The sequence below is a fragment of the Shewanella psychropiezotolerans genome (genome assembly GCF_007197555.1).
Classification (GTDB): Bacteria; Pseudomonadota; Gammaproteobacteria; order Enterobacterales; family Shewanellaceae; genus Shewanella; species Shewanella psychropiezotolerans.
Map to the genome: position 1 here is coordinate 2,019,454 of NZ_CP041614.1, position 26,241 is coordinate 2,045,694.

The 26,241-nt window shown below is 39.5% G+C and carries 27 protein-coding genes and 6 pseudogenes; 32 read left to right on the top strand and 1 reads right to left on the bottom strand.

Translation table 11 applies throughout. The annotated features are described in order from the left end of the window. Positions 1-97 precede the first annotated feature (97 nt). The 9 genes from FM037_RS08960 to FM037_RS29950 all read left to right on the top strand — a co-directional run bounded on the left by FM037_RS08960 (position 98) and on the right by FM037_RS29950 (position 5,883). Complete coding sequence (locus FM037_RS08960; RefSeq protein WP_144045713.1) at positions 98-706, top strand: hypothetical protein; 609 nt, start codon at positions 98-100, stop codon at positions 704-706. After that, complete coding sequence (locus FM037_RS08965; protein ID WP_144045714.1) at positions 707-1,192, top strand: hypothetical protein; 486 nt, start codon at positions 707-709, stop codon at positions 1,190-1,192. Positions 1,193-1,197: 5 nt separating this feature from the next. Beyond that, entirely contained in the window at positions 1,198-1,821 is a 624-nt protein-coding gene (locus tag FM037_RS29935; protein WP_144045715.1) for an ATPase, T2SS/T4P/T4SS family, read from the top strand. Next, the gene (locus FM037_RS29940; RefSeq protein ID WP_144045716.1) at positions 1,818-2,750 is read left to right on the top strand and encodes a GspE family protein; all 933 of its coding nucleotides are present in this window, start codon (positions 1,818-1,820) and stop codon (positions 2,748-2,750) included. The genes FM037_RS29935 and FM037_RS29940 overlap by 4 nt, the downstream gene beginning before the upstream one ends. Continuing rightward, on the top strand, positions 2,728-3,750 hold the full coding sequence (locus tag FM037_RS08980; protein ID WP_144045717.1) for a type II secretion system F family protein: 1,023 nt from the start codon (positions 2,728-2,730) through the stop codon (positions 3,748-3,750). Before FM037_RS29940 ends, FM037_RS08980 begins: the two co-directional genes overlap by 23 nt. Positions 3,751-3,782: 32 nt before the next feature. After that, positions 3,783-4,061 (top strand): prepilin peptidase, encoded by a 279-nt coding sequence (locus FM037_RS30375; RefSeq protein WP_407695657.1) that lies wholly within the window; start codon positions 3,783-3,785, stop codon positions 4,059-4,061. Between the two features lie 49 nt (positions 4,062-4,110). Next, positions 4,111-4,629, top strand: coding sequence for a hypothetical protein (locus FM037_RS08990; protein WP_144045719.1), 519 nt, complete (start codon positions 4,111-4,113; stop codon positions 4,627-4,629). 257 nt (positions 4,630-4,886) lie between these two features. Beyond that, on the top strand, positions 4,887-5,354 hold the full coding sequence (locus FM037_RS29945) for an ATPase, T2SS/T4P/T4SS family (RefSeq protein ID WP_144045720.1): 468 nt from the start codon (positions 4,887-4,889) through the stop codon (positions 5,352-5,354). Between the two features lie 16 nt (positions 5,355-5,370). Beyond that, positions 5,371-5,883, top strand: coding sequence for an ATPase, T2SS/T4P/T4SS family (locus FM037_RS29950; protein WP_185976990.1), 513 nt, complete (start codon positions 5,371-5,373; stop codon positions 5,881-5,883). Positions 5,884-6,183: 300 nt separating this feature from the next. Here the strand turns inward: FM037_RS29950 and FM037_RS30380 are convergent, their stop codons facing one another. After that, complete coding sequence (locus tag FM037_RS30380; protein WP_407695658.1) at positions 6,184-6,396, bottom strand: Tn3 family transposase; 213 nt, start codon at positions 6,394-6,396, stop codon at positions 6,184-6,186. Between the two features lie 183 nt (positions 6,397-6,579). On the opposite strand from FM037_RS30380, the pseudogene FM037_RS09010 reads away from it, so the two are divergent. The 23 genes and pseudogenes from FM037_RS09010 to FM037_RS09115 all read left to right on the top strand — a co-directional run. Further along, positions 6,580-6,680: pseudogene (locus FM037_RS09010) on the top strand (IS6 family transposase); the annotation flags it as partial. A 1,609-nt stretch (positions 6,681-8,289) separates the two neighbouring features. Then, entirely contained in the window at positions 8,290-8,598 is a 309-nt protein-coding gene (locus FM037_RS09015) for a hypothetical protein (RefSeq protein WP_144045723.1), read from the top strand. Between the two features lie 121 nt (positions 8,599-8,719). Next, entirely contained in the window at positions 8,720-9,133 is a 414-nt protein-coding gene (locus FM037_RS29955) for a contractile injection system protein, VgrG/Pvc8 family (RefSeq protein ID WP_221937494.1), read from the top strand. A gap of 46 nt (positions 9,134-9,179) precedes the next feature. After that, positions 9,180-9,860, top strand: a pseudogene (locus FM037_RS29960) (contractile injection system protein, VgrG/Pvc8 family); the annotation flags it as partial. A 226-nt stretch (positions 9,861-10,086) separates the two neighbouring features. Next, the gene (locus tag FM037_RS28810; RefSeq protein WP_407695659.1) at positions 10,087-10,692 is read left to right on the top strand and encodes a bacteriophage T4 gp5 trimerisation domain-containing protein; all 606 of its coding nucleotides are present in this window, start codon (positions 10,087-10,089) and stop codon (positions 10,690-10,692) included. Then, positions 10,692-11,255, top strand: coding sequence for a DUF6931 family protein (locus tag FM037_RS09025; protein WP_144045724.1), 564 nt, complete (start codon positions 10,692-10,694; stop codon positions 11,253-11,255). Before FM037_RS28810 ends, FM037_RS09025 begins: the two co-directional genes overlap by 1 nt. Positions 11,256-11,263: 8 nt before the next feature. After that, a pseudogene (locus FM037_RS09030) lies at positions 11,264-11,559 on the top strand (PAAR domain-containing protein). A gap of 117 nt (positions 11,560-11,676) precedes the next feature. Then, the gene (locus FM037_RS09035; RefSeq protein ID WP_144045725.1) at positions 11,677-12,201 is read left to right on the top strand and encodes a hypothetical protein; all 525 of its coding nucleotides are present in this window, start codon (positions 11,677-11,679) and stop codon (positions 12,199-12,201) included. A 105-nt stretch (positions 12,202-12,306) separates the two neighbouring features. Continuing rightward, positions 12,307-12,720 (top strand): annotated as a pseudogene (locus FM037_RS09040) (transposase); the annotation flags it as partial. An 82-nt stretch (positions 12,721-12,802) separates the two neighbouring features. Further along, positions 12,803-13,126: an IS66 family insertion sequence element accessory protein TnpA gene (tnpA, locus tag FM037_RS09045; protein WP_144045727.1), complete on the top strand. Its 324-nt coding sequence runs from the start codon at positions 12,803-12,805 to the stop codon at positions 13,124-13,126. Next, positions 13,127-13,477 carry an IS66 family insertion sequence element accessory protein TnpB gene (tnpB, locus tag FM037_RS09050; RefSeq protein WP_144045728.1) on the top strand — a complete coding sequence of 117 codons (351 nt, stop codon included), beginning with the start codon at positions 13,127-13,129 and terminating at the stop codon, positions 13,475-13,477. A 126-nt stretch (positions 13,478-13,603) separates the two neighbouring features. Beyond that, positions 13,604-14,224, top strand: a pseudogene (locus FM037_RS29290) (IS66 family transposase zinc-finger binding domain-containing protein); the annotation flags it as partial. Positions 14,225-15,369: 1,145 nt separating this feature from the next. After that, positions 15,370-15,894 carry a type VI secretion system tube protein Hcp gene (locus FM037_RS09075; protein ID WP_144045730.1) on the top strand — a complete coding sequence of 175 codons (525 nt, stop codon included), beginning with the start codon at positions 15,370-15,372 and terminating at the stop codon, positions 15,892-15,894. 73 nt (positions 15,895-15,967) lie between these two features. Next, positions 15,968-16,477, top strand: a complete 510-nt coding sequence (gene tssB / locus FM037_RS09080) for a type VI secretion system contractile sheath small subunit (RefSeq protein ID WP_144045731.1) — start codon at positions 15,968-15,970, stop codon at positions 16,475-16,477. Further along, positions 16,477-17,967 carry a type VI secretion system contractile sheath large subunit gene (gene tssC, locus FM037_RS09085; protein WP_144045732.1) on the top strand — a complete coding sequence of 497 codons (1,491 nt, stop codon included), beginning with the start codon at positions 16,477-16,479 and terminating at the stop codon, positions 17,965-17,967. The genes tssB and tssC overlap by 1 nt, the downstream gene beginning before the upstream one ends. A gap of 36 nt (positions 17,968-18,003) precedes the next feature. Next, entirely contained in the window at positions 18,004-19,356 is a 1,353-nt protein-coding gene (locus FM037_RS09090) for a type VI secretion system contractile sheath domain-containing protein (RefSeq protein ID WP_144045733.1), read from the top strand. 4 nt (positions 19,357-19,360) lie between these two features. Continuing rightward, the gene (locus FM037_RS09095) at positions 19,361-19,783 is read left to right on the top strand and encodes a GPW/gp25 family protein (RefSeq protein ID WP_144045734.1); all 423 of its coding nucleotides are present in this window, start codon (positions 19,361-19,363) and stop codon (positions 19,781-19,783) included. After that, the gene (gene tssF / locus FM037_RS09100; RefSeq protein WP_144045735.1) at positions 19,776-21,554 is read left to right on the top strand and encodes a type VI secretion system baseplate subunit TssF; all 1,779 of its coding nucleotides are present in this window, start codon (positions 19,776-19,778) and stop codon (positions 21,552-21,554) included. The genes FM037_RS09095 and tssF overlap by 8 nt, the downstream gene beginning before the upstream one ends. Continuing rightward, complete coding sequence (locus tag FM037_RS09105; RefSeq protein WP_144045736.1) at positions 21,536-22,519, top strand: type VI secretion system baseplate subunit TssG; 984 nt, start codon at positions 21,536-21,538, stop codon at positions 22,517-22,519. Before tssF ends, FM037_RS09105 begins: the two co-directional genes overlap by 19 nt. A gap of 8 nt (positions 22,520-22,527) precedes the next feature. After that, positions 22,528-22,725 carry a hypothetical protein gene (locus FM037_RS29295; protein WP_229381126.1) on the top strand — a complete coding sequence of 66 codons (198 nt, stop codon included), beginning with the start codon at positions 22,528-22,530 and terminating at the stop codon, positions 22,723-22,725. Positions 22,726-23,033: 308 nt separating this feature from the next. Next, positions 23,034-23,804 (top strand): annotated as a pseudogene (locus FM037_RS30520) (AAA family ATPase); the annotation flags it as partial. 135 nt (positions 23,805-23,939) lie between these two features. Next, positions 23,940-25,118, top strand: a complete 1,179-nt coding sequence (locus FM037_RS30525; protein ID WP_456114959.1) for an AAA family ATPase — start codon at positions 23,940-23,942, stop codon at positions 25,116-25,118. Between the two features lie 97 nt (positions 25,119-25,215). Beyond that, positions 25,216-26,241 carry a type VI secretion system-associated FHA domain protein gene (locus tag FM037_RS09115; RefSeq protein ID WP_144045737.1) on the top strand — a complete coding sequence of 342 codons (1,026 nt, stop codon included), beginning with the start codon at positions 25,216-25,218 and terminating at the stop codon, positions 26,239-26,241.

Sequence of the window (26,241 nt, forward strand, 5' to 3'; positions counted from 1 at the left end):
AAAAAAGAAAACGGAAGAAGCACATCAACAGGAACTGAGAAAAATTAGTGCGGCTAAAAAAGACTACTTAACATTAACGAGCAGTGTCGAAAAAAAGTTGTCATTCTCTCTCTCGGATTATAAAAAAGTAGAAAGTGAATTCTCGAATCTCAATTTACTTGGTTGGCAGCCGGTAGAGTTTACATGTCAATCTCTAGCCTGTGAATATACATTAAATACTGACAATAAGCATTATGTTGGCATACCTAATGTGGCCATGGGGTATCAAGGTTTAAATACCCTTATGTCGGGCGACAACTTGATGATAAAGGGCATTAATCTTGTGAAAGTAGAGCGAGTGTTTGATGAAGCCGCCTATGAAAGCTTGCCTTTGTGTACTGATTCTTTATCTGATATGAGGAAATTTTCTGATATTGCAGACTTTTCAGTGGGTAATCAAGGAGGCGCTAACGCATCGACATTTACTTTTCAGCAACCTGCTGCGTTAGTAAAGAGTAAAAACTTGCTAGATAAAGCAGGGGCTAACTATCTAGATATCTATGGTATTAATTGGAATGCACAGGGATTTGACCGGATGAAAATAAGTTATTTATCCAGATATATTTTAAATCGAAAAAATGTTGGGATATCAGCAATGCGTAAACGTTATGGTAAAAATAACCTAGGTTACAGCGTGACTGGAACAATTTATTGTAAGGCGAATTAGATGAAAATTAAATTATTGTGTGTATTAACCTTGTTAGTCTCTGTTAACGTTTTTGCTGTCACCGAGGACAATGATGCTGATAATAAGAAAGTGAGGGATCAACAAGTTGCAGGGGATGTATTAGAAACGGCAAACCTAATGGATGAAATTAATCTATTAGAGCTTAAGCTTGCAAAAGAAAAGCTGGATAAATCTTTAAATGAAGAATTATTAAGTAATATCGAAATTAAAAAAGAAATCGATAAATATCATAGTGTGACTAGAGCTAAAGTTGACAATCCGGCGGATGGACCATTTAGTAAAAATGGCATTAGGCTTTTATCCGTGACATCTTTACAAAATAGCCAAAAAATGGTGGTGTTTAGCTTTTATGGTCGCAAGTATAATCGTGTACCCGGCGAAAAGTTTAAAGGTTACAATGTGTTAATTAATGCTGATGATGTTGTTTTCAACTACAACGGACAAGATTATACGTTTGGGTATTAGCGCCGATGAAAAATATAATTACTGCTGAGTTCGATGATATCAGTCTTGAGAAGAGCCACATTGTACCGGGTAAAAAAGGGTTAATGATCTGTTGGTTAACCAGTCACAATGATTACTTTTTGGTTGACGATAGTGATGGAAAACAAGCTGTCTTTGATTACTTGATATTGGATAATTTTAATAATGAATTTGGTGCTTTACCTAAATTTAATGCCGTTGCGATTATCTCTAATACTGATTTTTACAAAATATTTACCGCTCTGGATACTAGCTCAGATAATGAGTCGAAACAAAGCACGGATATCGTAGATTCTATTGATGCCTTGTTTGAAAGTGCCATCATTACTGGGGCCAGTGATATTCATTTTGTCAGAAATGATCAAGTTGCAGTGATATCTCTTAGGGTTAATGGCTCATTGACAAAAATGAAGACCATATCCTCAGAAAGTTGCGATGAGATGATGTTTGTCTCTTACAATATCCTCGCCACCACAAAGGAGTCCACATGGAATAGAAATATTCCTCAGGATGCCAATATATTGCGGGATTTGCCTTCTGGCTCCTATCGGTTTAGGTACGCTCATATGCCAATATTTGGCAGATTGGGGGGTGCTATCATACGGTATTGAGGATAATTAAGGCGGAAACCGGCGAGATATTTGATGTTGTTGAAGACAAAGACCCGTTAGAAATACTGCAGCTCAGCGCTGATGAGCAACTGGATTTACAAACTATGATGCAATGCCCCCATGGCCTTTTGTTAATCACAGGTGTCACAGGATCCGGTAAATCAACCACAATTAAAAATATACTGGAGTGGATGTATACCAAAAAGTACGGAACTAATGCCTGTTTCGTGACGGTAGAAGATCCGGTGGAATATCGGATCATGGGGGCAGTACAAAGCTCTGTCGTCCGGCTTAAATCGGATGTGAATCCTTTTTTACCGGCATTGAAATCGGCCATGAGGCGAGACCCCGATGTGTTAATGATAGGTGAGACCCGTGATGAGCAAACTGCGACCGCGCTAACTGGGGCAATTGAAAGTGGCCATTATGCGGTGACGACAGTACATGCGGGATCTGTGACTACAGCCATTCAACGATTAGAAAGCTTAGGGGTCAAAAAAGACCGTTTAGCTTCGCCCGGATTTCTCGCGGGGATCGTCACCCAAACACTAATCCCGACACTATGTGAACATTGTAAAATATATTGCGCGACGGATAACTTTGAAAATCAACTTTTTACCAAGCATAACCCTGGTTGTGAAAACTGTAAGTATTCGGGAACATCAGGGAGAAAGCCAGTATTTGAAATGTTGCTGCCGGATCTCAATATTTTACAGGAAATCGCAGCGGGTAATCCGACAAAGGTCTATAAATATTGGCGTGATAAACATAATGAACAGCAGAAATTCAATCAAGGCTATCTGATGAAAGAGAAGATATTTGTTTTGGTTATGAAAGGGATAGTCGACTACCAATGGTTCATCAATTTTTACGGTGCAATAGACGAAACAACTATGAGAGAGATATATGAGAAAACTATCAACCAGTGACCGTATACAGCTGTATAAAATGTTAGCTGACTTAATGAAAGATGGCTTGCCTTTATTTGAGTCATTAGGTCTCATACAAAAAGAAGGAACTGGAATATATAAAGCGTCATTTTTAAAAAAAGTCAAATTGATTACAGAGCAACTGCAGCAGTCTTCATCCATTTCTGCTGCGTTTTCAGGTATTATTCCCGATGGAGAACAATCGGTGTTAGCCTCATCGGAGCTCGCGGGCGACCTGGCTGAAGGCTTTGAATCTGTGATTATTACTGTTCAGGTTAAAAAACAAATAAATGCAAAATTAGCCAGTGCGCTAACGGTCCCAGCCATATTAATCTTTGCCTGTATTTTAGTTATTATCATGTATAGCAAAATGATTTTTCCGTCCTTTGAAGCGGTTATACCATTAGATCAATGGCCTGATCTGTCTTTTTTCATGTATAGCTCGGGACTATGGTTGGTGAAATCAGGCTTGATTATTTTATCTGCTATATTTATTGTTTTATTTGTTATTATTTCTAAGTCAATGACTTCGTTAACCGGTAATTTTAGGAATAAAGTGCTTGATAAACTTCAGCCTTACAAGACATATAAGAAACTGCAGTCGTCCCAGTTTTTGATGGATATCTCTATCTTGATCAAGTCAGGTGTTCCTATTGCAGATGCGATTGAAAAAAAGGCTGAGATGTCCACCGGTTGGGTAAAATATCATTATGATTTGATGTATCGAAACCTGTCGATAGGACGTTCCTATAAGGAAGCACTTAACACGGGATTTTTTTCCAAAGAGGACATTTTTGTCATCAGTATATACAGCTCCCTGAATGGGTTCGTGGAAATGTTAACTCAAATCTCGAATAAATCTAACGAATCCACCATTAAAAGTATTGAAAAATTAGCTGGATTACTGAATCTATTATCATTAATCTTCTTTGCTTGTGTTGTATTAGCGATATTTGGCTCAACCTTTATGTTGAGTGGTTCAATTGCGGGTGCACGGTAATGTTTAATATTTTAATGTCTCTGATTATTGCCATGGTTTGTAGCTGTATTATTAGTTTTTTACAACTTTGTTTTTATAGAATGAAGTCTGGATTTAGCTTGGTTGATATACTTTTTAAACCTTCACATTGTGAACATTGTCAGAGTAAAATAAATGCTATTTTTCTCATTCCTATTTATGGTTTTTTAATCTCAGAAGGATCATGTCAATATTGTAACGAGTCTATTTCGCTAAAGTATTTCATTGCTGAGGTATTAGTTTTTGTTATGGCTTTTTTTTATGTTTTAAATTCATTATATTCCATTTCATGATATGGAATATAAGATCATTTATATTAATTTAATATCAAGGGGTTAATCCATGCTTAAGTGTTTATCTATATTAGGAACCACTCTACTGTTACTTTCTTCAGTGGTTCATGCTAATAGTGATGGAGACATTATACATTCTACATCATATATAAAAGGATCAATTAAGCCGTTTTATATCACGTTTAGAGTAACGACTGATGGGTATGATGGGCTATTTGGTCGTGGGTTGGAATGGTTTGGTAAGATTGTTATTCCTGTTATGAATGATAAACCAATTGATTCAATAATATGGGAATATGATAAAAAAAACCATACAAATAATAAACAATATAATATAGAAGTAAGTCCTCCTAGTGCTATCGTGATGTCGGATGCTAGACATCCGTTTTTTACACTCGATGGTACTTTTATGGATCAAGATGGCGCTAGTGCGGAAGATACTATCTGTAGTTTTAATCCTAACTATAAAATAGATCAGAATGATATTAATAAAACTATTGTATCTGGCCTTATTACTAATAATAAGCGTGACTGTAGATTTACACTACTCCGTTTTGAGACCATGTGATATTTAATAGTTCTCTACGTGTATTTAACTGTGCATTAATTTTAAGTTAACGATGACCTTAAGTCTATTCTTAGTGGGTTCTGTGAAATATTGGGTCTAATGATTCAGTCGATAAAAACGTCAATAAATTAACTGTGGATTCTATAATGATCATTCTTACCTGTTCGTCATCGTTGGAGAACGTTATCTTTCCCCTATGTCAGGATGGTTATTATTTAAAAACTGGAAATATTTTTAAAACTAAGGCAAAACTATAAATGAAAAATATTAATGAAATAATATTATTAAGTATAAAGAGTAAATATTCTGACATTCATTTATCCACTAAAGAAAAAATACATGTCCGAAAAAAAGGTTCAATTTTTGAAATTTCAGACTTTACGGTAAATGATGATTTAATTATTGAGTTTATACGTGAAACCTGTCAGGAAACAGGTTTTAATTTTACGAAAGATATTAACTATGCTTACAGATTTAATGAAGACACCATGTTGAGAATTAACTTTTTTAGGCATAATTTTGGGTTGGGACTAGTCATTAGGATTTTAAATCAAAGTATTATTGATTTAGGATGTTATGATAATGGTGAAGTTTTAAAAAGAATATCCGATCATAAAAAAGGATTGATTTTATTAGCTGGAAGTACAAATAGTGGTAAATCAACAACTTTATCATCGATGGTTGATTATATAAAAAAGAAAAAACATTCATATTCTGACTATTGAAGAACCAATAGAAACAGTGTTTAAAAGAGAAAAATCAATTATCAATCAAAGGGAAGTTGGCATCCATGTTGCCTCATTTGAAGATGCTATTTATTCCGCTCTTAGGGAAGATGTTGATGTTATCGTTGTAGGGGAAATAAGAAATAGAGAAACATTAAGAGCATCATTATTAGCGGCAGAGACCGGACACTTAGTGATTGCTACTATACATACATATTCTTCCTTAAAAACAATTGATAGAATTATTAATTTTTTCTCAGGAGATGAGCAGCCTTTAGTGAGAGACATTTTATCTGAAACGCTCACATCCATAATATCACAGGAATTAACGTTAGATAAAAATGGAAACATTATTCCAATTCAAGAAATTATTATAAATAACAAGGCAGTTTCTAACTTAATTAGAACGAATAAATCATTGCAAATACCTTCAATCATACAATTGGATAATTCTTTAGGCATGATCACCAGAAAAGATCATATTAAGAGATTAATAAAGAAGGGTATTTTACCCTCTTCTTACAATTGATCTCGTATTTTGGCTCTAGGCGCCTTTGCTTAAAAATCCGCCACATCCGGTATCTATAATCTGTAGTGGCTCAGATCTGATCTGACAATTACCCGTTTTTTGAAGAGCATGTTAGTTTAGATTTGAGCTAAATTCGGCTCTCCGCCCGTTAGTGTTGTAGTAGAACCTGGCCTATAAGGTGCAACGGAACGAAAAACTATGAGAAGGAATGATCTTCCTCTTCAACCAGCTCTCTTAATGGTCTTACCTTACCTTCTTTTACCTCTTTAGGAGCTAAAAAACATACTTCCCATTCATATACTAGAAAGTAAAGGTAAATACCTTGTCTATGTCTGCGTCACTTACCTCAAAACCTTCAATGTTTAATTGCCTAACCGTCTCCTCAATATAAAGCGCATTCCAGTAGACGATCATGTTCAGTATTAAGCCAAGAGCCCCCAGTTGATCTTCCTGACCACAGGGTATTGTTGGTTCTGTCGCAAAGTTGACGAAGTAAGCTGAAGTGTTGATGATTTAGTGGCTCAGATTGATGTCAAAGTTGAACATATTTCCATGCCAGTTTTATGAGTATTGATGAGGTTATCCACAGATTTAGTGGATAACCTTTGTACAAGTCCTACAGTATAAGTAAGGGGGCTTGTCAAGGCAATTAGAGGATTTGGCTCAATATTTTTGAACTCAATTCTCGTATATATAAATAGTACAAGTTATCGCTGGATTCAGCGTTATGCGCCAGAAATAGAGAAACGATTAAGATGGTATTGGAGGAATTGGGCTGGAAGGTCGATGAAACCTATTGGGTATTAACACATGAGAAAGATCGCTCAATAACCTTCTGTGTCAGCCTAGTCGTCGCCTTTAAATTTTATTATGGATATAGGCACTGTTAGCATGGCTACTCGATTCTGTGTAAAAGAGTAGGGGGTGAACACACCTATAGGCTATAAAATGGACAATGACATTTGAGGAGAAAGTATCTCCATGAATATTATTGGTTGATTTAGACTGAGCAAGGTAATTGTCGCTCTATATGGCTGGGTTAGGTCTTGTCATTCGCTATCTGTCATGTATTCTATTGTCATTACCCATCAGTTACCTTTTAAAGAGTGTTTTGAGTGAGCCAAGCAAAAAATTAAAGAAGGAACTTAGCTGACGATTTTTACCTAGGTCGGAATTGATGTTGAAGTGTTCAGGGGAAAAGCGTTATTATTTTCTGATAACGTGTTGCAGCTTAAAAAAGAGGGATGAATGAAAATATTAACTGCTGATGATAATAGAATGTCAAGGGAGTCACATAAGAAAATTTTGTCTCTTTTTTGTAAAGCTTGATGCACATCATTAGAGCAGGTATTGGGCAATACCAAAGTCGAAAGGTAAGCTCTTTCATGATTAAAGTTGTACTTTATTTTAGTTATAAATTGTTCAGAATCTCGTTCTATCCGAAATTGAACCAGAGTAAGGGACAACCAGGATGCTGACAGCTGCGTTAAAGAAAAGCTAGCACTGGTAATAAGTATAAGCCTGATAATGTTGCGCTTTAAGTAGTGAATGGTCATTTCCTCTACCTTTAGAATGAGTGATAAAAGTGTAATATCTTATTGGGGATGGTTTAACCAATCCCTCATCTACTAATTTTGATCTTAAACGATACCTCTGAATATAGATCACATTCTGTCTAGAATGTCGGTCAGCTCATAGAATTCGCTGTTTTTCGTTAAATATGATACTTATCACTTTTGCGGTCGTTGAACGGCTACATTTTAAAAAGCTTTGCACTTGGGACCAACTTTTTCCTTCATTAAGCAATAATCTAATATTCTGCCTTAACTCGTGATAGAGAGGGCTATTTCATCGGAAAGTTCATAGTTAGCCTGCAGAGCATCGCAATATAAATTAAAAGATTAGGCTGCTACCTTGAATACTCTTCGTTCGCTAGTGGGTCAATATTTTTCAACAATCTGTCTACGCTGATGTTATTTTTCTTAATTCCAAACGTATAATTACCTGCCAATTTTATATGCCGTCATGCCACTGGTGATAAATCGGCAATCATATTTACAGCCTCTTGATTGTTTTTACCGGGGTAAGTCGAAATACGTGTGAAAGTAGGTCATAAGTAGTCTGAAATGTCGCTCTATCCCTTGCCTTCCTAGGTTTTAGGTCTTCTTGATTAAATTCAGAAAACCGTTTCGTTCTATTGGCTGATGTATGGTACATGGGGACAATATACACCTAACTATTACAGAGGACCAATACTTTCCGAGTCACTAAGGTGACCTCGCATAAGCATAAGACACTAGGGCAATGGCTTGAGTTCATAGAGCTCATAAGCACAGTCAGTTAACGATTTTTTGCTCTCGGCATTACCTTGTGACTAACACCTTTAGCTGCAAGATAAGTGAGTTGATGAGGGCCAAGAAAACACAGTATTCAACCTTGGTAAAACTCACAGCTAAAGCAGAAGCTGGTAGAGCGTTTAGCGGCAAATACCGTGTAGCAAATAAAGCTCTATTCAGAGTGTTGATGTCTATATGTAAATTGGGTATTTATTCTGTTTTTGGAAAAGTGATTTACCATGATTTATATCTTTTTTATTTTGGCTATGTGATGAGGGACCATACTATGTTGAATCAGAAATTATTAGTCGTATGGAATGACAGAGATAATGACAAAAAAGCGCATAAAGGCAAAGAAGCGAATATTGATAGCGGATGATTGATCCGATTTCAATAAGGGTGAATAAGGATATTTTTACCTCGTTTGGGTTTGACGTTGATTTGGTGGTCAATGGCCGCGAAGCGATAGAATTTTTAAATGACTGGGGGAGTAACTACATTTGGCATTATGTTATCCATCTTGCCCAGTTAGCGTTAAACTGGCGGATAAAACAAACCATACAGTGACAAGAGTTGAATCTGAACAATCGATTTCTTCCAGTTGTTTATTTACTCTTTCCATTATAGCTGATAACGAAATAAACATTAAAGTATTAGGTAAACCGCTTGAAGTAACATATGTGCAAACCATTGATACACAGCTTTATCAAGGGATCGCTTCTAGTATTGAGCTCGTAAAATTTGATCAGCATTATTACTATACGATCTGTGCTTGTGATCCCCTTTCATTATTGGTTTATCGTCATAATCGTAAAATTTTTCAGAACATGACAACAAAAGCAATATTACAAGAACTCTTTGACAATTCTGGTTCGGAAAATACTTCAGTTTCTCTACTGCTGTTAATGGGATGAAACACGAATATTGTGTCCAGCTTGATGAAACAGACTCCAGTTCTCTCAACGTTTACTAGCAAGTGAGGGCTGGCATTACCATCTTGAATACGACAATAGTAAATATAAACCCTACGTGGTCATTGGTGATTCAAATCACAAATTTAAAATAGGTAAATTAAGTACCATTGGTTATGCAGGTAGAACAACCGATGCAGACGAGTTCACCATAAACAATTGGGTAACTAAAACTCGTATTGGGACAAGTAAAGTGTCTTTAACAGATCATACACAAAACCAAGCTGAAGTCTTTGACAGTGGCGAAATGAAAAGCACCTTTCCTCACAATCCTGCAGAATTTACAGCAAGCCATTTTGGTCTAGGTAATGAAAGTAAAAATGCCATTCGTTCGGCCGCAGATCGTCATATTCAAGCATTAGATTCAGAGCTATCGACTACATATGCAGAGTCTGATTTAGCAGGATTGTCATGCGGAAGAAAATTCAACCTTAAAAATCATCCAATTTCCAAGAGTAATCAAGAATATCTAGTCACTAAAATTAACTTCCTTATAGAATGCGAACATAACAAAAACACATCCATTTATCACAACAAGTTTGTCTGTATGCCCACCACTTCTACTTATCGACCTCAGCCAATCAATAAACCACGAGTTCACAGTGTGCATACAGCGTCAATAACTGGGCCAAAGGTCAAGAAATATACCGAGATAAGCTGGGAAGAGTAAAAGTGAAGTTTCATTGGGACTCTCAAGGCAAGGAAGATGAGAACTCTTCCTGCTGGTTATCTGTATCGCAAAGCTTAGCAAGTAAAGGATTTGGAGTCAATTTATCCCTCGTGTCGGCGATGAAGTACTGGTGCAATATATTGATGGAGATCCAGATAGATAGATTGTTGGCTCACTGTACACTAAGGTCAATACTAATCCCTACTCTGAAGCAACGCAAAGTGGTATTAAAACACGAACCAGCCCAAAGGGCAGTAGTAGTCAGGGTAATGAACTTCGTTTTGAAGATAAAAAAGATAAAGAACATTTTTTTATTCATGCAGAAAAAGACCTGATGTTCGATATCAACAACAACCACAGCTCAACAGTTAAAGGCGAAAAAAGAACTCAGGTAGATAAAGGCGTATCCTTAAAAGCTAAAGATAATATTTTAGTCGAATCTGACAAGTCACTCCAATCGAATAGTAAAGACAACTGGTCTGCAAAAAGTGATAAAGATATAGCGCTTTCTGCAAAATCAGCTGTCACGGTGGATGGTGACAATATCACGCTAACGGGTAAAAAAAATATCGAACTCAAAGTCGGTGCTAGCAGTATTAATATTACCTCATCAGGGATAACCATCAAAAGTACTTCGATTAAAATCGATGGCTCTACAATTAACATCAAGGCCAGTGGCCAAGCGCAAATGAGCGCCGCATTAATCAAAATAAAAGGTGATGCTACCGCAGAAGTCAAATCCGCTCTCCTCACCCTCAAAGGTGATGTACAAACGACAGTAAAAGGAGGCGCTATGGTTCAAATTCAAGGAGGAATAGCGAAGATTAATTAATGACATTATTAAAAATCCCATATCAATCCGCTCAGGACATCTTAGATCTTTACACTCCAGAAGTGTCATTTAGCCAGCTAGCTAATAAAAAGATGTTGCCACTAGAGCTGATAGAGATTGCTTTTGAAAACGAACTTTATGCTGAAGCAGTGATGTATTTAGCTCATGCTTTACCCTTACGAGAAACCATCTGGTGGGCATATTGCTGCGCCCACAGTCGTGATGATTGGAATGAAGCTGAAGCCAACGCAATCAGAGCAGCAAAGGCTTGGGTACATATACCTGATGAGGCGAGTCGACGCTTTGCAGAGGCCATGGCGAACAAATCAGGATTAGAATCAGGCGCAGGATGGGCGGCCCAGGCCGCATTTTGGAGTGGAGGAAGTATTACACAACCCGATGATCCAATCGTGCCTCCGCCTCCCTATTTATACGCCCAGGCGGCGGCTGGTTGTATCAGTCTTACCGCTATTCTTCCCGATGGAAGCAAGGCTAAAAAGCGCTATCGTCAGTTTATCGATATTGCACTACATATCGCTAAAGGCGGCAACGGACAAATTTAGGAGTAAATATGTTACCTGCAGCACGCGCCACTGACATGCATATATGCCCGATGCAAACCCCAGCACCGGTGCCCATACCTCATGTCGGAGGTCCATTATTGCCCCTGCCAACGACGGTTCTAATAGGTGCATTACCCGCCGCGACGCTAGGGCAAATGTGTATCTGTGTTGGTCCTCCGGACAGCATAATAAAAGGCAGCGCAACGGTGCTCATTAATAATAAGCCTGCGGCTAGAATGGGGATAGCACAGCACATGGCGGCACAATTGTGATGGGGATGCCCACGGTTTTAATTGGAGGTTAATTTGTCCAACAATGATTAAAGAGATGAAATTAATAAGCACGTGTACGAGTGTTAATGCCAAAAATAGACGAGTTAAAAGGTACGATGCCTGAAGCAAAATAACCTAAGAGAAATATTATGCAATTTATTGGATATCATGGTACTAGCGAATCATCTGCACTAAATATTTTAAAAACAGGTGTTCGGCGTGAGTGCCTGCCACCAACAGGTCAAATTGGCCCCGGTTTTTACATCGCTAAAATGAAGGGGAATCTCCCAGAATGGGGGGCAACTCAAGCAACAGCACCGGCGCGGCATCACATGTGGATATGGCGAACGATTGTAAGCCGTATTACTGGTGAGTATCACAATCCGTTTCTTCCAAACAATGCAAAAAGAACCATCCTCAAAATATACACAACAAAGCCACTACAGCAATGTAAATGGAATTCAATGAACCCCGTTGATTTTTCTGTGATGAATATGATGTTAAATGAATCTGAACAAGGTCGTCATCAAGCACTTAACGATTTTTTTATTCATCGCTCACAGTGGCTTCAAATGGTCATTCCGCCTGAAGAGTTGAAATATCTTGCTGTACGTCGTGATGATGACATCACCCAAAAAACGACGAATTGGTTTTCGAAAGAAAGCCCAATGTAGAGGAATTTAGGAGCTATAGTCATTTCTGGTGTATGAAGGAAGTCATTGCGATGTAATCTGTTAATTGATCTTGCCAGATCAACAATTAACAGGAGAAGCATCGCAATGAGTCAAAATAATAATATAGTGTCGATTCAAATACCAGAAAACCCGCTTGAACAGATTTTAAAACAAGGTGCTCAGCAGCTTTTAGCTCAAGCCGTTGAGGCTGAGTTGATATTGCTCCTGGAGCAATATCAAGATGATAAGGTTGAAGGGGTACAACGTGTCGTGCGTAATGGCTATCAGCCTGAGCGGACAATACAAACTGGATTAGGCGATATTCCTGTTAAAGTGCCTAAAGTAAGAGATCGAAAAAAAGAGGGCGTCAAATTTAATAGTTCACTGATCCCTCCTTATTTAAAGAAAACAAAAAACATCGAAGAATTAATATCTTGGCTATATCTTAGAGGTATATCTACTGGAGATATGCAGCCTGCATTAGCTCCGATATTTGGTAATGAAGCTAAGGGATTGTCGTAAACGGGTGGCGATCTACACCTAACTCTTGCTGAGGTTAGTGAGTTGCGTCTTTGTTACCGATACTTTCCGAGTCACTGAGATGGCCTCGCATAAACATAAGACACTAGAACAATGGCTTGAGCTCATAGAGCTTCATAAACAAAGCAAATTAACGATTGTTGATTTTTGTTCCCAGCATCACCTTGTCGTTAAAACCTTTAGCCGCAAGAGAAGCGATTTGATGAAGGCTAAGGAAGCATTCCATTCAACCTTTGTAAAACTCACGCCCAAAGCAGAGGCATTAACGACAGAGCCACCACAAGAAGTGGCGGTGATTAACCTGGCCGTAGGGGCAATGTCATTGACGCTTCCGGTCAATACTGACCCACGTTGGCTAGGCCAGCTACTCAGGGAGTGCCGCTAGATGTCACAGTTCTCTGATATAGAGACCCTCTACTTGCATCGAGATGTGGTCGACTTTCGCAAGTCCATTAACGGCCTGGTCGTCATCGTCGAGCAAGATATGCAGCTATCACCGTTTTCAGATGCGTTATTTGTCTTTACCAACAAAGCCCGGGACAAGCTTAAAATCTTATACTGGGACCGAACAGGATTTGCACTGTGGTATAAGCGTCTCGACAAGGAACGCTTTAAATGGCCTTCGAAAATAGAGTCTGAAACTTTGTCGCTCTCACATCAGCAGTTGCAATGGCTACTGCAAGGTTTTGAGGTGATGGGACATCAAAAACTGGACTATCAGTCAACGGTACAGTAACCGATTGAAAATGTGCAGATAAATAGAACTAAATAAGCTGTAAATCATCGTGCTCATGGGGTGTAGTGGTATAATAACGCCATGAATAAAGCACCGATAGAAACCAAGTTATCACCCTAACAGCTTCTGGCTAAATTGCTAGAAACTGAGGCGCTTTTAGCTGTAACGGAAAATAAATATCAACGTTTACTCGAACAGTTTCGTTTAGCTCAACATCACCGGTTTGGTAAAAGCAGTGAAGTGAGCCCAGAGCAAGCTTCGCTGTTTAATGAGGCTGAAGAGGAATGTGACAAGGATGAGTCAGCAGACGTTGAGACCGTTACCTATACCCGTAACAAACCCAAGCGTAAGCCGCTACCAGCAGAACTTCCTCGTACAGTCATTGTGCATGACATCCCTGATGAAGATAAGACTTGCGAGTGCTGCGGCCACGACTAACATAAAATCGGCGAGGATATCAGTGAAAAACTGGAGTTCGTGCCAGCTAAAGTGGAAGTGCAACAACATGTCCGTCCAAAGTATGCTTGTCGCCATTGTGAGACTCACAACACGATAACCCCGATTAAGTAGGCACCCGTTCCGCCATCACCTATCCCCAAGGGTATCGCAACACCGAGCTTGCTCAGTCAAATCATTACCGCTAAATATCAATACCATATGCCGCTTTATCGTCAGGAAACTCAGTTTAAGCAATGGGGTATCCACTTAAGCCGCCGCACCATGTCAGACTGGATGATGAAAAGCAGTCGGTGTTACGATTGAGCTCATTAAAAATGCTGTACTTGAATCAACAGAATTCAATTTGATAAAACATTCATCTTTTATAGATCGTCATCTTGTATTTTTAACCCCAGTTAATCATCCACGATTCTATTATTTCACCTTCTGGTTCTTTGCTTTTCTTGATTTGTTTATAGATGGATAAGCTTTCCCCTAAAATTTTCAACTTCAAGGTTAGGGTTGTAATGCGTGGTTGCCCAATATGTTTGATTCTTGTGGTCACCTATTATCCTGAATCCTATCATGGCCATTGGTGATGGCTTGTTCTTCTTTAATTTTAGAAGGTTAAAGTTTGGTGGTGTAATAATCTATCATTGATTATCAATGTTTGACGCCATTCTGCCGTCACTTTTAAAGTATGCTGAATGCTTAAACTAATGCTGTTGTAGCCGTGATAGAGCATTAGGGGCTACCTTGGCGCTTAAAGTGTTATTTTTACATGCTAAAGCTGGGTAGAGCGTTTAGCGGAAAATACCGTTGCAGCAAATAAAGCTCTCTCCAGAATGTTGATGTCTATATGTAAATTGGGTATTTGTTCGTTTTTGGAAAAGTGATTTACCATGATTTATATCTTTTTATTTTGGCTATGTGATGGTGGAGCATACTATGTTGAATCAGAAGTTTTAGCCGTATGGAATGACAGAAATAATGACAAAAAAGCGCATTAAAGGCAAAGAAGCGAATATTGATGGCGGATGATGATCCGATTTCAAGAAGGGTGAATAAGGATATTTTTATCTCGTTTGGGTTTGGCGGTTAATGGCCGCGAAGCGATAGAGTGTTTTAAATTATCTTTACAGGAACATGACCCGTATTCCCTTATCTGTCTGGATATGGTGATGCCGTTTTTCGATGGTACCTATGCTTTGAATGAAATTAGACTCATGGAGACCAATAATACTGACGTGAAAACTGTACCCATTCCCATTGCGATGATGACGTCTAAAGAATACAAAAGAAATAGAAGTAGAGTTTTAAATGACTCCAACTATGTCAATAACCAGTGATATTAACATTCTTATGGTAGGTAATATTCCGAAGATACTCATATAGAGTATCCATCATTGTAAGTTGCCTTATTAATTGAGGCACTAATTAAAGAGGTTGAAAATATGTCTAGTAATGGTATGTATATGCGTGTTGTGGGCCAAAAAGTTAAAGATGCAACAGATGTTAAAATTCCAGGTGGTGGTGATGGTGAGTTCTTTGAAATTATGAACTGGTCAATGTCTATGTCGCGCACAGTATCAATGAATACCGATACCAAGAACCAAGATCAGGGCACAATCCATTTCGATCCAATTAATATTAGTATGTTAAAAAGTGGTGCTTCGCCACTTCTTTATTCCATGATGCTTAAATTTGATAAAACCTATCAGTTAGAAATTGTTGAGACTAAACCAGCTTCTAAAGGTGATGGTGTTGAGATTTCTCACAAAGTTACTTTGGATGAAGCTCGTACAATAGGGCGTTCAATTTCTTCTATACCAGATTCAGTTGCACATGAAAACTTTACTTTTTCTTACAATAAGACAGAAGAAGACTTTTATATTGAAGGCGATGACAGTACAGGTACTTCTATTGGTAAAGTGGGTTATGACCGTAAGGTTAATAAACCTACTTCACTCGCTCTTTAATTCGGTTATTTCAATTTGTCTCCCTTCTTGAGGGAGGCAATTAAACCATCTAAAAATGCAATTGGAATTCTCTATGACATTGAACTCTCAGCATAAGCGTGTTAGTAAAAATCGGGTAAGTATCACCTATGACGTCGAAACCACGGAAGGTCTAGAAACGAAAGAACTGCCGTTTATTGTCGGTGTTATCGGGGATTACTCTGGTCATAAACCTGCTGCTGATAAAGTGGATCTTGAGGAACGTGAGTTTTCTACTATCGATAAAGATAACTTTGATACCGTGATGGGGCAAATTAACCCTAGTTTAAATTATAAGGTAGATAACAAGCTGACGGATGATGATAGTCAGTTTGACGTTAATCTTAATTTTAGTTCAATGAAAGACTTTCGACCCGAGCAGCTTGTTGGGCAAATTGAGCCACTGACTAAGTTGGTAGAAACGCGCAATCATCTGAAAACATTATTAAGTAAAGCCGACCGTTCACGAGATTTAGACCGCTTGTTAAAAGAAGTCTTTAAAGATGCAGATGCGATTCAAGGGCTAGCTCAAGAGCTTGGTTTGAATAAAGAGGAGACAGAGTAATGTCCACTGAACAACAAGCAACGACTCAAGCTGAAGTTGAGGTAGAAACAGTAGCACAGCAGAGTATTCTTGAGCGTGCTATTTCTGCGACTGCGCAAACGCCAGCTGATACCACCAAAGAACTACTGTCTATCATGACATCACAAGTGATGGAAGGGACTGTGACGTGGAATAAGAATCTCACGCTAACCATTGAGCAGGCGGTTGCAGAAATTGATCGTAAAATTTCTGAACAGTTATCTGCAGTGATGAAAAACCCAAGCTTTCAAAAATTAGAAGGCAGTTGGCTTGGTTTACATAAAATGGTTAAAAATAGTGAGCTTGGATCAGATTTAAAAATTAAAGTGGTTGATTATACCCAAGAAGAGTTACTAGAGCAGTTTGAAGATGCCACAGCCATCGATCGTAGTCGCTTCTTTAATATGGTTTATCAAGAAGAATTTGGTACAGCAGGTGGTTTGCCATATGGTGTGCTTTTAGGTGACTATGAATTTGGTTATGCTGATGAAGATGTAGCCTTGCTTCGTTACATGGCTGAGGTGGGATCTGCATCACATACACCATTTATCGCAGCTGCCAGTTCAAATATGTTTGATTTTGATTCGTTTACCACTTTTACAGATGGTAAACCCGTTGCGTCTGGCTTTGATTCACCTGCTTATGCGAGTTGGAATGCATTTAGAGCAAGTGATGACTCGCGCTACGTTGCATTAACTTTGCCAAAGACCATGGCACGCCTACCTTACGGACAAGAAAGCACTAAGGTGTCATCTTTTGCTTTTGAAGAGTTACCAGTACGAGAAAATGGGCAGCAAATAGTATCATCTGAAGATGATTTTGTTTGGAGCAATGCCGCTTATGAATTTGGCTTGTTGTTGACAAATGCCTATTCAAAATATGGTTGGTGTACTGCGATCAGAGGTGCTGAAAATGGCGGTAAAATAGAGAATTTACCTAATTTCACTTATTTTACTGATGCGGGTGATAGGGTTCAGCAATGCCCTACTCAGGTCAATCTGACTGATGAGCGTGAAAAAGAATTGAGTGACCTTGGCTTTTTACCCTTATTACATTACAAAAACACCAACTATGCGGTATCAATGGGTGCTCAGTCGACGCATAAACCCAAAACCTACGCCGATGATGATTCCAATGCCAATGCTGCTATTTCTGCACGCTTACCTTACACCATGGCAAGTAGCCGTATTGCTCAATATTTAAAAGTAATGGGTCGAGATCAAGTTGGCTCAAATTTGGGTGCTGATGCGATTGAATCCCATCTGAATAATTGGCTACAGCAGTATGTCAATGCTAACGCTGTAGGTAATGAGTCGAAGGCAAAGTTCCCACTTATTGAGGCACAAGTTACGGTTGAAGAGCATGCCGGTCGTCCAGGAGCATTTTCTGCTATCGCTCATTTACGTCCTTGGTTACAAATGGAAGAGCTGACGAGTTCAATTAGGATGGTGGCTAATATTCCTGGTAGTTAAGTCTTTCCAGTCGTACTGTTTTGAATTGGATAACCGATGATGACTAAAGCTAAAACAACCATTTCTAGATTATGGCTTACCGAAATTCAATTGGAAGAGGGAGATTCTCCTTCTATGATAGATTCGGTGGATCAGCTTAAGCTGGTGTTAACTCGGCTGATTGCAAAGCTTGATTCGTTGATAAGTGAACAGTTATCAGAGGTTATACAATATCCTTGTTTTAAGCAGCTCGAAGCATCTTGGTTAGAAGTTTCATCGCTGGTTTCTTTACCTGTTTCTCAGCGTAGGGTCAGAATTAAAATACTTGATGCGACATGGCAAGAGGTGTCAGAAGATCTCAATACATTTTTTAATCTTAAATGTAGTGCTTTGTTCAAGAAGTTATATTCAGATGAGTTTGATATGGCAGGCGGAACCCCATTTGGTCTGCTGGTGTTAGGGCATAAGATAACTTCAAGTTATGAAGAATCACAGCACTTCGAAGATTTATACACCTTACAATTGCTTTCAGAGTTGTGTGAAATGGCGTTTTGTCCTGCCATATTAGGGATCGATGAGTATTTTTTTGGCGATAACCCAAAGTATATTTTAAATGATTCATTACGTGTGAAACGTATTTTACAAAGTGATGATTTTTCATCTTGGCAATTACTTCGCGACAGGATCACATCAAGATTTATTCATTTGGTATTGCCGGAATATTTGTTACGTAAACCTTACGTGCATTATGCAGCAGGGTTTATGTTTAGCGAGAGTCAATTGGATGCTAAAAGTTTATGGGGTAATAGTGTTTTTTTATTGGCAAGTAATATCGTTCGCGAGTTTGACCGTGTGAGTTGGTTTAGCTTTTTAAGCTCTTACGATGACTCAAAAAATTCTGGTGCAATCGTCAGTCAGTCTGAAGAGGTGATAACGAAAGTCGATATTCACAGTGAAGAAGATGGTTTTTGGTCTGAGGAAGGGTTTATAGCACTCAGTAGCATCTACCTTTCTGGCCAGAAAGGTTTTTTCAGTAACTGTTCAGTTTGGAAAGCCCCCGATGATACTGCTCATTTACAAGGCATGTTACAAACAAACTTGATGGGGTGTCGTTTCGGTCACTACATTAAGGTGCAGTTAAGGGAGCTTGTGGGCTTATATGACAGTGCCGCAGCGTGTCAGCATCGGCTAAGTGAATGGTTACAATATTATACAAATTCAGGACAATTCGCTGATGACTCAATCATGGCGCGTTATCCACTTAAGTCTTTTGAAGTTCACATTAAAGAATCGCCAAATGATAAAACACGTTACATGTGTAAATTTATTCTCCAGCCTCAGAACCAGTTCGGAATGATGGATGCTAAGTTGATTTTGGAAACCTCTGTATTGGGATATAAATCGGATTGACACAATGAGCTTAATTACGAAACTGGGTCAGTGTTGGAGTGATAATCTTGATAATATTCATGACGATATTATTGATAATTTATGTGGTCTTATATCTGCCAGAGCTCCTATATGGCTGAAGAGTGAACAAAGTGACCGTTTATCTGGCACGATTGTGAATATGGGCATGACTTGTGTGTCACGCTGGCAAAATCAATCAAACAGTGACGGTATCGTAACTGAAATGACGGCATTGATTCAGCGCTACGAGCCAAGATTAAGTCAGGTTGAAATTGAAATACAAGAAACATTAACCAATGAAAACCGTTTACGCTTTCGTATTTTTGCCGTAATGCACTCAGCTATTGCTGAAGAAGAGGTTGTACTGGACTCTTTTTTAGATTTTAACATTAATCGGCTTATTGTAAGGAGAGCGAACCTTGTCTGATGATGTTCTCTCTTATTTTGAGCAGGAATTACGATTTATTCGTGAAGAGGCTGTGCAATTCTCTGAGCGTTATCCAGGGAGTGCCCGCGCACTTGGTATTAGCAAAGATGGTATTGATGATGTTCAGATAGCACACTTGGTTGAGAGTGTGGCTTTCTTAAATGGTCGTTTACAAAAGCGATTGGACGATACTTTTCCTGAGTTAGCTGAAAGTTTAATCCGCTTATTGTTCCCTCATTATCTTCGTCCCACGCCGAGCTTTAGTATGTTGGATTTTGTTATTACTGAAGATATAAATGCAGTGCATGAAATCCCTATCGGTACTGAGTTTGAAATAACTGATGATAAAGTTAGTGCCGTGTTTCGTACTACCGAAATGGTGGAACTATTACCACTGAAAATTGATCAGGTGAGCGTATCTTTTGCACCATTTAAAGGAGGGAAGCAATCAGGAGTTGAGCATGCTAAGGCGCTAATTGAAATTTCAATTTCCACATTTGATGAGAATATGGATCTCTCTTCTTTGTCACTTGAGCGATTGAAGGTGCAATTAAAAGGGGATGGTAGCTTTTTACTGCGTTTGTATGACCTGTTATTTCAAGGCGTTTTACAGATCAGTATTGAGGCTAATGGTGAGTGTATCGAATTAGGTAGAGACGCCATGCAGCCCACTGGTTTTAAGTTCGCTGAAAGTGTCTTACCGTATCAGTCAAATAGCTTTGGTGGATTTAAACTGCTGACAGAGTTCTTTATGTTCTCTGAGCGTTTCTATGGTTTTCAACTGGAATTTGGGTCAGCGTTCAAGCAGGTTGTTGGCAATCAGTTTAAAGTACAAATTTTTGTGGATGATCTGGGAGTGGATCTCGCTCGAAGTTTATCTGAGCAGCATTTTTCCTTATTTACGGTTCCAATCATCAATCTATCTCAAGTGGTATCTGAACCGATTGAGGTCGATTTTTTTAAGAAGCAATATCCCATTGTGCTTGATGCCAGAGGAGGGGACTCTCTGGAGTTGTTTTCTGTTGATCAGGTACTTGACGTCAGTGGTGCAGAAGCTATCGATATTCCACATATTTATGGTGAAAAATTCAATGATTCTCAAACGGGACTTCGTTGGCAGTTGCAGCAGTCGATACATACTCGAGGCGTACTTGATAGTTATATTCGAGTGGCTGATTTATCACATAACCATATAGGTAGCGAACTTCTGACTTGGGTTGTGAGGGCTACAGCCTCTAATGGTATCCATGCTGGCTCTTTAGGGGTAACCAGTACCATTGAATGTAGAGAGTCATTGACGATTCCAGCTGAAATACGGATGTTACGTCGACCTACCATGCCGGTACGCAGTAAAGAAACGAATAAAAGTGTCTGGGCATTATTACGTCATTTACATTTCAATTATCACTCAGTGATGGGATCGGATGATCCGGTAAGTACATTAAAGACGATGTTTGAGCTTTATAACTTTAATCAAAGCTCTTTGAATCAACTTTACATTGATGCGCTTGTTGGGCTCAAGCAAGAGAAAGTCGTTGCCCCTATATATGTGTCAGGTAAAGCGTGTTTTGCCTATGGCACTAAAATTATTGTCACTTTAGATTCAGCCAGTGTGAGTGCTGGCCTGTGCTTGTTCAGTCATTTATTGGATCATTTTTTTGCATTTTTTGCTGGTTTCAACAGTTTTACCCAAGTTGACATTCGTCTTGAAGGCGGAGAAGAAGTGTATCGATCGTTTCCAAGGAGAAGTGGATGCAAGAGTCTACTTTAGCGAGGCTAAATAACACGTTTAACCGTGTTGCTTTAGATAAGGCTTGGCAATGTTTTAAGCGTAATGCGGCAAACTCTGGACAAACTCCAGATGTACGTTTTAGTGCTGAATTTCTGCCAGCTTATTATCACAGTGAAATGACAAGGGTTTATGAAAATACAGTTGGTGAGTATGTACTTAAAACCTCTATAAGTGGTTTATCGGGCAATGATGGTGTCATGCCTAGGGCTATTTATCGTCAGGTCATGCACACCAAGCTTGATTTAGGAGATGAAGCACCTAGTGATTTTCTCGACACATTTAATAACCGTTATTTTCGTCTTTATTGTCAAGTTGAACAGAAGAATGACTTAAGTTCCCAGCTTGAAGAAGAGACATTTTTCTGGAATCAGCAGCAATTATCGATGACTGATATGTTAAGCAGTTTGAGCGGCTGCACTGAAGAAGCTAGCGGACTGCCCAAAGAGCGGATGATTCAGTATTCAGGTTTAATGGGGATGAAGCTGACTTGTCCAATTACCTTAAAAGCAATTTTGGAAGATTTCTTTGAAGTCCGTTTTGAGGTCGAGGGTTACGGACTTGAATATCAACCGGTAACACCTTGTTCATTGACACGATTAGGAAAAAAAACAAACAGCTCTCGTCTAGGGGCTGGGGCGATGTTAGGCAAGATGACGCCGATGTTAAGCCAGAAATTGAATATTTTCATCTTTCCGCTTGATTATCAGCATTCTGAAAATATTCGTTCCAATAACAAAATGATGCTTGCTCTAGATGATTTGGTGAAAAGTTATATGGGAGAGGATACGGACTATAGGCTACATATGAAGATTAACAGCCAGTTGTTACCTCGCGTTTGCTTAACCAGTGATCCCCGCAGCGCTCTGAAAGTGGGTCAATCTGCATGGATGAAAGCTCAATCTGACGTCGAGCAAGCTGTGGCAATGCCACTGTCTTTAAGTTAGGAAGCAATATGATAAATGTAGAATTACAAAATTTAGTAACCAGGCTGGATCCAGAGTTAAAGCAAGCATTAGAGGGGGCGGCTGGTGAGTGTGTTAGTCGTGGCCATTTTGCCATAGAACCAGAGCATTGGTTTGTCCAGTTATTAAAGTTATCTTCGGCATGGCGTGTGTCACTTGAGAAGGCAAAAATAGTCAGGGGCCTTTAGAGGAACAACTTTTTCAAGTGTTAGCCCGCCAGCCAAGAGGGAATGATACTTCGCCGTCTTTGTCTCCACTGCTTGTAGAATTATTAAAAGACAGCTGGATGCTAGCATCACTGAATAATAATCAGTTTGCTATTAATGCTTACCACTTGCTGATGGTGCTCAAACAACGCGTTGAACAAGGTGCTTATCATTGTGTATTGAGTCAGTGGCTGCAACAACTTTCTACACAGTGGCTTGACTCTTTAGCTGAGATGGATACGGCTAAGAGTGATGAGAGCCATTCACGAATAAATATCGGCTCTGGGGGCACCCCAGCGTTAAATAAATACTCACAAAACTTGACTGAATCCGCTCGTCAAGGGGGCTAGACCCTATTGCTGGCCGTGGCGATGAAATTCGTATGGTGATAGACATTCTGTGTCGGCGTCGTCAGAACAGTCCAATTCTAGTTGGTGAGCCTGGTGTAGGAAAAACCGCTATTGTTGAGGGGCTTGCGCAACAGATTGCCTCTGGAAATGTTCCACCATCATTGGCTAAAGTGGAGCTTCGCAGCTTAGACCTTTCACTGTTGCAAGCTGGAGCAAGTATTAAAGGCGAATTTGAAAACCGCCTCAAAGATGTCATTAACGAAATCAAGCAATCGGTAACGCCCATTATCATGTTCATTGATGAAGCGCATACGTTGATTGGTGCGGGGGGGCTGCTGGACAAAATGATGCTGCTAATATTCTAAAGCCTGCATTGGCTCGAGGGGAATTTCGCTCTATTGCAGCAACAACATGGTCGGAATACAAGCAATATTTTGAATCAGATGCAGCGTTAACTCGCCGCTTTCAGCTGGTGTCGATTGGAGAACCCAGCGAAGAAGATGCAGTTCATATGTTACAAGGGTAAAACAAAATCTAGAAAAGCACCATCAGGTTACTGTGATGCAAGAAGCTATCGATGCCGCTGTGTCATTGTCAATTCGTTACTTGCCTGAGCGTAAGCTCCCAGATAAAGCCATTAGCTTACTTGATACTGCGTGTTCTCGCATCAGATTGAGTCAGAGTTCTACACCAAGGCAGCTTGAGTCAATTGCAGAGCAAATTCGTTATGCTGAAAGCGAAATAGCTAACTTAAGTCATGAAGCTGCATTGTGGTCTCATAATGAGGGTGGGGCTGAACAGGCCTTGTCACAGTTGCAAGAATTAAAAGCTGAACATGATGAGTTGTTGATTCGTTGGAAGTTAGAAGGGGCTTTAGTTACTGACATTTTCGAACTGCAAACGAGCTTAGAAAAGCAACTCCTGTCAAAAGGAGGCGTATCACTACAGGAAGAAAAAGCCATTTTGGTAGAGAAAATGACCGAGCTTTCCTGTTTGCAGGGGGATGATCCTCTAGTTCAACCTCTTGTTACACAAAGCGTTATTGCAGAAGTTATTTCATTATGGACAGGGATCCCTGTGGGAAACATGGTGGCACATGAGGTTGAGAGCCTGATGAATCTTGAGCAACATATTGGTGAGAGGGTCATTGGTCAAGTGGCGCCGATTACTGAAATAGCTAAGGCGATCCGTATGTCCCGTGCGGGTTTAACGGATCCACGTAAACCAGTCGGTGTTTTTCTTATGTGTGGCCCCAGTGGGGTTGGCAAGACAGAGACCGCTTTGGCCTTGACTGACTTGCTATATGGTGGGGAGCGTAACATTACGACCATTAATATGACCGAATTTAAGGAACAACATAAAGTCTCTATGTTGTTGGGGTCGCCCGCTGGTTATGTTGGCTACGGTAAAGGCGGAGTGCTCACAGAAGCTGTACGTAAAAACCCTTACTCAGTGCTACTTCTGGATGAAATAGAGAAAGCTCATCCGGGAGTTCATGACATTTTTTATCAGATTTTCGATAAAGGTACCATTTCGGATGCAGAAGGGCGCGCTATCGATTTTAGACACACGATTATTATTATGACTTCTAATGTTGCAGATAGTGTTGTCGTGCAGGCATGCGTAAAACAAAGGCCTGATATCGATCAATTGACGCAGGCTATTTTACCTGAGTTGCAGCGTTTTTTTAAACCAGCGTTTCTGGGACGAGCAACGATCGTACCTTATTTCCCATTAAATAAAGAGGAAATGAGCAACATCGCTCACCTATCACTTAAACGTATCGAAAATAGCTTAAGAGATCGTTATGGCGCGAGTTTTGAGTGCAGCTCCGATGTGATTGAACTGTTAGTTAACATGAATCGGTCACCGGAAACAGGAGCAAGGGCAATCGAGCAGCTTATTAATCGTCAACTTGTTCCTGAGCTTGCCAATCAGTGTATTGTGCGCATGAGTCTGTCGCAAGCCATTAATACAGTGCAAATTTCAGTGGATGATGAGCAATTTGTCATCACTATTTTGTAGTTTATCAGACAAAGAACTTATGCCAGATAAGCTTAAAAATATTTCTGGCTTTTGAACGATGACGGTCATGCTGTAAAACCGCATAAGGAAAAATAGTATGCCACTAGCAATCAGAATTATAAGCTCGCCAAATGATGAGTCCATCTCCGAGCAGCATAAATCCTTTCCTGAAGAAGGAGGGGATATAGGCCGTTCATTAGGTGTTACGATGCAGTTGGCAGATTCTCATCGTGAAATATCTGCGGTGCATGCCATTGTCAAAAAGACTTCTTATGGTTACCAGGTGGTGGACAATAGTACAAATGGCCTATTTGTTAATGGTTCGAACTCACCGATAGGTAAGGGGAATAAGTATGCTCTGACGGATGGAGATATACTGGATGTGGGTCGTTATCGGTTATTGATTTCATGTTTTACGCCTGAATTGGCAAAAAGACCTACGTTAGCTCAAGACAATCAAATTTTTGATGACTCGTTACATAATGAAAGTCAAATTATTGATGATCCGTTCGCCAAGGATCTCGAATTATTAACCTCCCCTACTTGTGATACGTCAGAGCCGGTTCGCAAGTTGATTGATGATCCATTTAATAGCGAACCTGAGTTGGCTTTGGCTGATGCCTCTCCTGCGACCACTGCGATGCCGTTATTTCAGGCAGAAGAAGATATTTTTTCTTTTGATGGAGACCCCTACCGGGCAGAAAAAAAGCAGCAAGAGTCTCGATCGCATTGGGATCTCGAATTTCATTTCGATGCGTTGGGGGAGGCGCCTCTAACGAATATGGAATATCAGACGAAATTAACCGCACCTCTACAGAAAGAGGAAAGGAGTCGTCAAGATCCTATATCTGTGATGTCGGATTTTCGACAAAAAGAGCGTACCGATAAAGCCTTAGAAATAGCGTTTGCGAGATTGATGGATGATATTTCACCAGCATCAATGGAGGCGATGTTCGATGACTTGGTTAGGCCAGCTTTTTGGCGTCGTAAATCTAACTATTGGACAATGTTCAAGCGCTATTTTAATCGCCAGATTGATAATCAAGATTGGCAAATTAAGTTGCATGCTTATTTTCATGAAGCACTACGCCAGCAAAATAGCTTTGGTGGAGAACCTTGGTGA

Bases quoted from the DNA above. Each gene is read 5' to 3' on its own strand.
- FM037_RS09105 (WP_144045736.1), top strand. From the start codon at position 21,536: ATGCAAGAGTCTACTTTAGCGAGGCTAAATAACACGTTTAACCGTGTT.
- FM037_RS09035 (WP_144045725.1), top strand. From the start codon at position 11,677: ATGCAATTTATTGGATATCATGGTACTAGCGAATCATCTGCACTAAAT.
- FM037_RS29945 (WP_144045720.1), top strand. From the start codon at position 4,887: ATGAAAAATATTAATGAAATAATATTATTAAGTATAAAGAGTAAATAT.
- tssC (WP_144045732.1), top strand. From the start codon at position 16,477: ATGTCCACTGAACAACAAGCAACGACTCAAGCTGAAGTTGAGGTAGAA.
- FM037_RS09015 (WP_144045723.1), top strand. From the start codon at position 8,290: ATGAGGGCCAAGAAAACACAGTATTCAACCTTGGTAAAACTCACAGCT.
- FM037_RS09075 (WP_144045730.1), top strand. From the start codon at position 15,370: ATGTCTAGTAATGGTATGTATATGCGTGTTGTGGGCCAAAAAGTTAAA.
- FM037_RS08990 (WP_144045719.1), top strand. From the start codon at position 4,111: ATGCTTAAGTGTTTATCTATATTAGGAACCACTCTACTGTTACTTTCT.
- FM037_RS08965 (WP_144045714.1), top strand. From the start codon at position 707: ATGAAAATTAAATTATTGTGTGTATTAACCTTGTTAGTCTCTGTTAAC.
- FM037_RS29935 (WP_144045715.1), top strand. From the start codon at position 1,198: ATGAAAAATATAATTACTGCTGAGTTCGATGATATCAGTCTTGAGAAG.
- FM037_RS08980 (WP_144045717.1), top strand. From the start codon at position 2,728: ATGAGAAAACTATCAACCAGTGACCGTATACAGCTGTATAAAATGTTA.
- FM037_RS09095 (WP_144045734.1), top strand. From the start codon at position 19,361: ATGAGCTTAATTACGAAACTGGGTCAGTGTTGGAGTGATAATCTTGAT.
- FM037_RS30375 (WP_407695657.1), top strand. From the start codon at position 3,783: ATGGTTTGTAGCTGTATTATTAGTTTTTTACAACTTTGTTTTTATAGA.
- FM037_RS09025 (WP_144045724.1), top strand. From the start codon at position 10,692: ATGACATTATTAAAAATCCCATATCAATCCGCTCAGGACATCTTAGAT.
- tnpA (WP_144045727.1), top strand. From the start codon at position 12,803: ATGGCCTCGCATAAACATAAGACACTAGAACAATGGCTTGAGCTCATA.
- FM037_RS09115 (WP_144045737.1), top strand. From the start codon at position 25,216: ATGCCACTAGCAATCAGAATTATAAGCTCGCCAAATGATGAGTCCATC.
- tssB (WP_144045731.1), top strand. From the start codon at position 15,968: ATGACATTGAACTCTCAGCATAAGCGTGTTAGTAAAAATCGGGTAAGT.
- tnpB (WP_144045728.1), top strand. From the start codon at position 13,127: ATGTCACAGTTCTCTGATATAGAGACCCTCTACTTGCATCGAGATGTG.
- FM037_RS09090 (WP_144045733.1), top strand. From the start codon at position 18,004: ATGATGACTAAAGCTAAAACAACCATTTCTAGATTATGGCTTACCGAA.
- FM037_RS29295 (WP_229381126.1), top strand. From the start codon at position 22,528: ATGATAAATGTAGAATTACAAAATTTAGTAACCAGGCTGGATCCAGAG.